Below are 5,647 nucleotides of genomic sequence, written 5' to 3'. Positions count from 1 at the left end.
AGCTTGTCAAGTGCTGCTGCGTCGAAGCCTTCCATTGGAGTAGCGTCTACGCGCTCAGCGGCTGCGGCTACCAATCCGGTACCGAAAGCGATGTATGCCTGGCGGGCTGCCCAATTGTAGTTCTGTTCCTGTGTTTTGCTTTGAGCCATTTGGAGCAACTGGTTCTTGAAATCGGCCAGCGCCTCTTCCGGCATGTTGCGCACAGCCGCAGTATGCTGGATGTAGTCTTCGATGTGGGCCGGGGTAACATCGTCCCAGGCCGCAAATACTAGCAGGTGGGAGCTTTCCTCTATCTGAGGCTGGTTATAGGCGATCGGCCTGATCTGCTTCTTCAGTTCCTCGTCCTCAATCACCAGTACCGTGTAGGGCTGCAGACCCATGGAAGAAGGAGCCATGCGGATCGCCTCCAGTATGGTTTCAACTTTCTCAGATGGCACACGCTGGCCATTCATTCGCTTGGACGCATAGCGCCATTCCAGTGTTTCTAGGATATTCATGTCTATACAACAGTTAATTTGCTAGTAATGTTTCATAACTAGGTTACTTTTAGTAACTCAAAATTATTGATTACATTTGAGTCCGGCAAGCAGGCACCCAAACAGCACCTAGTATCATGGAAGTAACTAATAGTGAGAATCAGCAACTTAACATGCAGGAAAAATTAGAGAAAGTTATTTTTACCCGGACGGAGGTGGAGGTTTGCTGCCCTATTAAGGATGTATTGGCCCGGTTTGGTGACAAATGGTCTATTTACACCATCCTGACGCTGGGAAACCAGGAGAAGCTCCGTTTCAACGAGCTCAAAAGTTCGATTGCAAGCGTGTCGCAGCGGATGCTGACCGTCACCCTGAGATCGCTGGAAGAAGACGGGCTTGTGAGCAGAGCCGTTTACCCGGAAATACCGCCGCGGGTAGAATATGCCCTGACGCCCCTCGGGAAAAGCCTGTTGCTGCAACTCCTGCAACTGGCAGACTGGGCCAAACTGAACAGCAACCAGATCCTGGAAGCCCGTGAAAGGTATGGGAAGAAGGCGCAGTCAGCCGTTTAACGAGCCTACTACGCCGGAACGGACCTCCCAGCGTCTCCCAATCCGCGGGTATCTGAAATCTATTTCCGGCTATACCTGAGACTGCTTTTTACCATAGCCTTTGCCCCGGACACTCGCGGGATTCCGCTAGTTCCGAAGCGCCCGCAGGTATAGCTCGGCACAGGCCAGGGCGTCCGAGAGGGCGTCGTGGTGGTTGAGCTGGATCTTATGTTCGCGGCAGAGGGTGGCCAGGTCTTTCTTGTAAATCTTAAGCGTGCATTGCTGCTGGTAGGTAGGCTGCTCGACCCGGTAGTAGTCGAGGGTATGGCGGAGGCAGCTGAAGTCGAACGCGCCGTTATGGGCTACCACCGTCTGGTTCTCTATGTAAGATTTTATTTCATTCCAGACTGATTTGAAGGTAGGCGCATGGCAGGTATCCTGTGGACGAATCCCATGGATCTCGATGTTGCGGTAGAAGTAAGCATTGTCCGGGGGGCAAACCAACTTGTTGATCTTCTCGGTTATCTGACCGTTTTCAATGCGCACCAGGCCGACCTGGCAAATGCTCCAGCGCTTGCCTTGCGCCGTTTCAAAATCTATCGCGGTAAAGGTATGACTCATAAAAGGGTTGGGGTGATACTTCCGGCAAAGGTACGTTTTTTTACCCTTCTACAGCAGCAAGGTATCGATGCGATGCGCCTGCACCATGTTTTCGCAGGAAGACCAGCTGAAAATTGTGAAACGGCCATCCTGGGAAGCCACCAAGGCCAATGCATCGCGCTGGTCGTGCACGAACTGAGCCGCTGACAGATGCCGGGTACCGCCGCTTTGTGCCGGTTGGTCGATCACCGCATCTCCGCCTACAATCGGTTCCGTCACCATAATATTCTCAACCGGTGCGCTGCCTTCACTTCTTTTTATTTTAGCACCGAAGCCGAACAATTCATATTTGTCACTGATGATGGTGGCGCCATCCACTGCTGTCAATCCGGCAATGGTATCCACCGCCCGGTTCACGTCATCCTGCCAGCCATACTCCTGGTCGGTTTCTTTCTGCTGCACCAGGTCCGCCAGTTCGCAGAACGCCGGGCCGACGGAATACTTCATCGGGTGGCGGATGGAATGGCGCCAGTTTTCAGTGCCGGCAGGTACCACCAGCAGGATACCTCCTTTTTGGTGCGCCCGCATCGACACAGCCAGCTGTACCAGTATGTTCAGCGACTGATTCCAGGCAGAAAGCGAGCTGAAGCCGAGCAGGGAGCTAAGCAGGTCGGGGCAATCGGGTAGCTGCGCATTCGGGTCTTTGATGATCTTGACCTGATCGCCCATAAGCACCGCTACATTCACAAACTTGCCAAAGCCATCGCGGCGGCGGTGCTTGATCACCATTAAGCCTGGCTCCGGCACATCCAGCACAAAGCAAAAATTAGGGATGGTGCGTGTGGTGCCCCATATGTAGAGGTAATCGTTTTCATGCCATACTCCCAGGTGAATGCCCGGACGCTCCACACCGGGTCCGAGCTTGGTCAGGACACTGGAGGATAAGGTCAGGTGATGCTCAAATAGGAGTGGCTGCTCAGCCTGTGCGGGCGGCAGGTAGGCGAGTGAGATTTTGGGAGAATGCCCTTCTTCGCGACGTAAACTGGCCCAAAAGGCGGCGTCTATCATCGTTTCTATGATCTCGGCCTTGGGTTCAGCTGCAAGATTATCCTCCCCGCGCGCCTTTGCCCCGGCAATCTGACCGGCAAAATGCCCCTCCATGATCTTGGCTACTGCCCGGGCTGCCTGGTATGTTGATTTGCCGATCATATTTTCTTTCCTGTTGAATACAATTACACGCGAAACCGAAGGTCCGTGTCTGCTGCTTTCAGTAGTTGTCCTACCACCTGTACTCCATTTTTGGCAGGAGCGTTGAGGTGCTGGTCAGCAGATGGGTATAAAAGCAGGATTATTTACGGTGTCTTTTTACGATAAGCACGCTGTTGGCCACGGCACGCTCGCCTTTCTGGTCGTAAACCTTGTTGTCGCTCGGGTAGTTGACGATGCCCTCCGTGCCTTTGCCTTCGATCCACATCGTAGTGGAGCCGCCACCGTCGAGGTTGAGGGCTTCGGTGCAGCCCAATGCCTGCATGAGCAGGGCCAGTTCTTCGTTCGACATGCCCTGGGCCTCTGCGGAGCGCCCGTCCACGGTTACCAGCAGCAGGTGATTGTCTTTGGTGATACCGATCGCGGTTCTCGGGTGCCGGTTTGTGTTGAAGGCCTGCTGCACCATGGTTTCCTTTTCGCCGCCAAACACCAGCAAGGGGCCTGAAGATAACACGTCAGGTATAGCCGTCGATTCCCAGCCGGCTTCCGGCTTCCGGATGATCTGCGGTTTACCGGCTGCGTCTACGGCGATGGCTGCATTCTCGCGGTAAGCTGCCATCTGCGGTGTGGTGCTGGCATTTACCTGACCTCCAGTCCTAAAAAAATTCACCGAGCCGCCATTCTTTACATCGAAGTAAGAGCCGTTGATAGCGGCGAGAGCGTTTTGCTCCCGGGCAAAGGTGCTGGTCTTGATGCGGGTAGAGTCGGAGTAGGCAAAGCTCAGCGCTATACCTGCCTTGCGCAGGTTTATGTCCAGCACACTAATGCTTTGGCGGGAGTCAAACAGGCCGTTGCCATGATAGTACTTCCAGCGCATGCCGCGGCTTACTTTTTCGGTCTGCCAGTGCTTTCTTTGGAGCGCCTGGTCCAGGCCGGTCTGCTGCGCTATACCTGGCGACTGGGCGAGGACTGGTATAGGTTGGGCGCTGGTTAATAGCAGACTGAAGAGGAAGGGGAGCAGGAAGATCTTTTTCATGTGGGATAAGTGTGAAAGAAGGTATAGGGTGCAGCTAATATAAGGGGAAGGAAGGAATTGTGAAACTTTAATGTTTGCACACGGAAGTCGCTGGTGGGAGATCTCACAACCGATCTTCGGGACATCCTTAGCCCCGTGTACGGGTAGGGTCATCGTGAAAACAAGTGCAAAACAACTCTGTCATTCTGTAAAGAATCTTGTGAGAAGGGAGGTTAAGCCTGTCTTACTTGCCACCAAGATCCTTTCAGGATGACAAGAAACAGGTGACAATAAAGAGAATGAAATGCCTTATCATTTGCAGGTATACACGGGTTAGGAAATCCGCAGCAGCCTTAGATTTGGATTAGGATGTCCGGTTCAGCTCGCGTCCTACGCGAGTCACAGACTCGGCCTTATCGGCAGGGCACGGAAATAATTCCCGCGCCAGAAAAAGAGGATGAAACAAACCAGCCTTCCCGGGAAGTTCCAGCCTATACCACTCGCTACCAGGATCCTTACAGGATGACAAAAGAAGCGATAGGCTGGTCACTCGTGCGTAAGCCAAGCCTATACCTGTTCAAACATTCGATAGGTCTTCTCAAGCCTGGCGAAGACGCGAACCTGCACAATAAGTACTGTACTATAACTGCCGGAACACGTCTATAAATAAAAAGCCTTCTACCCGGAGGCAAGCCGAATGCTTGTACTCCCGGGGAGAAGGCTTTCAGGTATAGCCAGGGTTTAGTCTGCCAGCACTTCCTGTTCTGTAGTAGCTGCGACAGGCAGCAGGGAGCCAAAAGGCAAAGCCAGCAAAGGCACCAGGGGATGCGCCGTGATCCTGCCGGTGATGCTTTTATCGAGCAGCCTTTCAATGAAAGTATGCTTTTGCGGGAGCAGCACCAACAGGTCGGCACCCTTTTCCTGAATAAACTGCTGGATACCGGCTGCTACATCTTCCACAACGTCGAAGGAGACTTCGTAGGAAACGCCTTCCAGTTTTCCAGCGATGTTTTCCAGGGCGGGGCGGGCATCGAATTTTACCTGTTGCTCTTTGTTTCTGTACAGGTGCAGCACGTGGAGTTTGGCTTCGCAGGCCAGGAGAAAATCGCGCAGCAGGTGCAGGTCAATGCCAGCAGGCAATTTGCTCAGGTTAACGGCAAAAACAACCGACTTGAATGGCGTAAAGGTTACTCCCTTTGGGATGGCCAGCACCGGTACCAAACTGGCCTGCATCACCGAAATGGTTGTGCTTCCCAGCACCGCCTGGCTGATGTAACCGCCTCCCTGCATGCCCATAATAACCAGGTCCACCTGATACTCTTCAAGGGCTTTGAGAATCAGCTCAAACGCAGTGCCCATTTTGGCAACTGAGCGGATGCTGATCTTGTCGTATCCTGTGGTTCCGTTCGGTATGTTAGCTTTTCCGGCCAGTTCCTGCCTGGTTGTGCGGGCAAATGCGGCAAGTTCTATTTTGCGGGCTTCTTCCAGCGCCAGCACCACATCTGCCACATCGTAGGCGGCAGGAGGAGAGGTGACCGGGAAGAAGGCATGGAAAAGAATGATTTCCGAACCGGTCATGCGGGCTGTTTCAAGGGCGTATGAAAGTGCATTTTGCGAATTGTCGGAGTAATCGATGGGGACCAATATAGTTTTCATGGTGCTGATCTTATGGTAAGGTCGTGCCAAGGCGCTGTTGCCTTGTACTTGTTTTCAAAGTTACAACATTGTTTCAGAAAAAAGAATGTTGCCCGTCACCCGGAAAAATGAGTTTTATCAGCTTTTAAACAAAAAAGGCTGCC

At 52.9% G+C, this 5,647-nt stretch carries 6 protein-coding genes; 1 reads left to right on the top strand and 5 read right to left on the bottom strand.

Features of this window, described 5'->3' with window-relative positions; genetic code table 11:
• Window positions 1-497: nitroreductase family protein (locus OB13_RS18750; RefSeq protein ID WP_461491714.1), on the bottom strand; the 497-nt coding region annotated here is incomplete at its 3' end.
• 116 nt (window positions 498-613) lie between these two features.
• On the opposite strand from OB13_RS18750, the gene OB13_RS18745 reads away from it, so the two are divergent.
• Window positions 614-1,048, top strand: a complete 435-nt coding sequence (locus OB13_RS18745; protein ID WP_461491713.1) for a winged helix-turn-helix transcriptional regulator — start codon at window positions 614-616, stop codon at window positions 1,046-1,048.
• A gap of 126 nt (window positions 1,049-1,174) precedes the next feature.
• Here OB13_RS18745 and OB13_RS18740 read toward each other — a convergent pair whose 3' ends face one another.
• From OB13_RS18740 to OB13_RS18725, 4 genes are all read right to left on the bottom strand, one after another.
• The gene (locus tag OB13_RS18740; protein ID WP_461491712.1) at window positions 1,175-1,648 is read right to left on the bottom strand and encodes a 3'-5' exonuclease; all 474 of its coding nucleotides are present in this window, start codon (window positions 1,646-1,648) and stop codon (window positions 1,175-1,177) included.
• Window positions 1,649-1,696: 48 nt separating this feature from the next.
• Complete coding sequence (locus OB13_RS18735) at window positions 1,697-2,836, bottom strand: putative sensor domain DACNV-containing protein (protein WP_461491711.1); 1,140 nt, start codon at window positions 2,834-2,836, stop codon at window positions 1,697-1,699.
• A 139-nt stretch (window positions 2,837-2,975) separates the two neighbouring features.
• Window positions 2,976-3,869: a phosphodiester glycosidase family protein gene (locus OB13_RS18730; RefSeq protein ID WP_461491710.1), complete on the bottom strand. Its 894-nt coding sequence runs from the start codon at window positions 3,867-3,869 to the stop codon at window positions 2,976-2,978.
• Between the two features lie 720 nt (window positions 3,870-4,589).
• Window positions 4,590-5,504 carry a universal stress protein gene (locus OB13_RS18725; protein WP_461491709.1) on the bottom strand — a complete coding sequence of 305 codons (915 nt, stop codon included), beginning with the start codon at window positions 5,502-5,504 and terminating at the stop codon, window positions 4,590-4,592.
• Window positions 5,505-5,647 lie beyond the last annotated feature (143 nt).

The organism is Pontibacter sp. HJ8 (assembly GCF_054824225.1).
Note: the sequence above shows the minus strand (reverse complement) of the source record. Positions and strands in the feature narration are given on the sequence as shown.

Coding starts and splice junctions, on each gene's coding strand:
- OB13_RS18745 (WP_461491713.1), top strand. CDS start 614: ATGGAAGTAACTAATAGTGAGAATCAGCAACTTAACATGCAGGAAAAA.
- OB13_RS18740 (WP_461491712.1), bottom strand. CDS start 1,648: ATGAGTCATACCTTTACCGCGATAGATTTTGAAACGGCGCAAGGCAAG.
- OB13_RS18735 (WP_461491711.1), bottom strand. CDS start 2,836: ATGATCGGCAAATCAACATACCAGGCAGCCCGGGCAGTAGCCAAGATC.
- OB13_RS18730 (WP_461491710.1), bottom strand. CDS start 3,869: ATGAAAAAGATCTTCCTGCTCCCCTTCCTCTTCAGTCTGCTATTAACC.
- OB13_RS18725 (WP_461491709.1), bottom strand. CDS start 5,504: ATGAAAACTATATTGGTCCCCATCGATTACTCCGACAATTCGCAAAAT.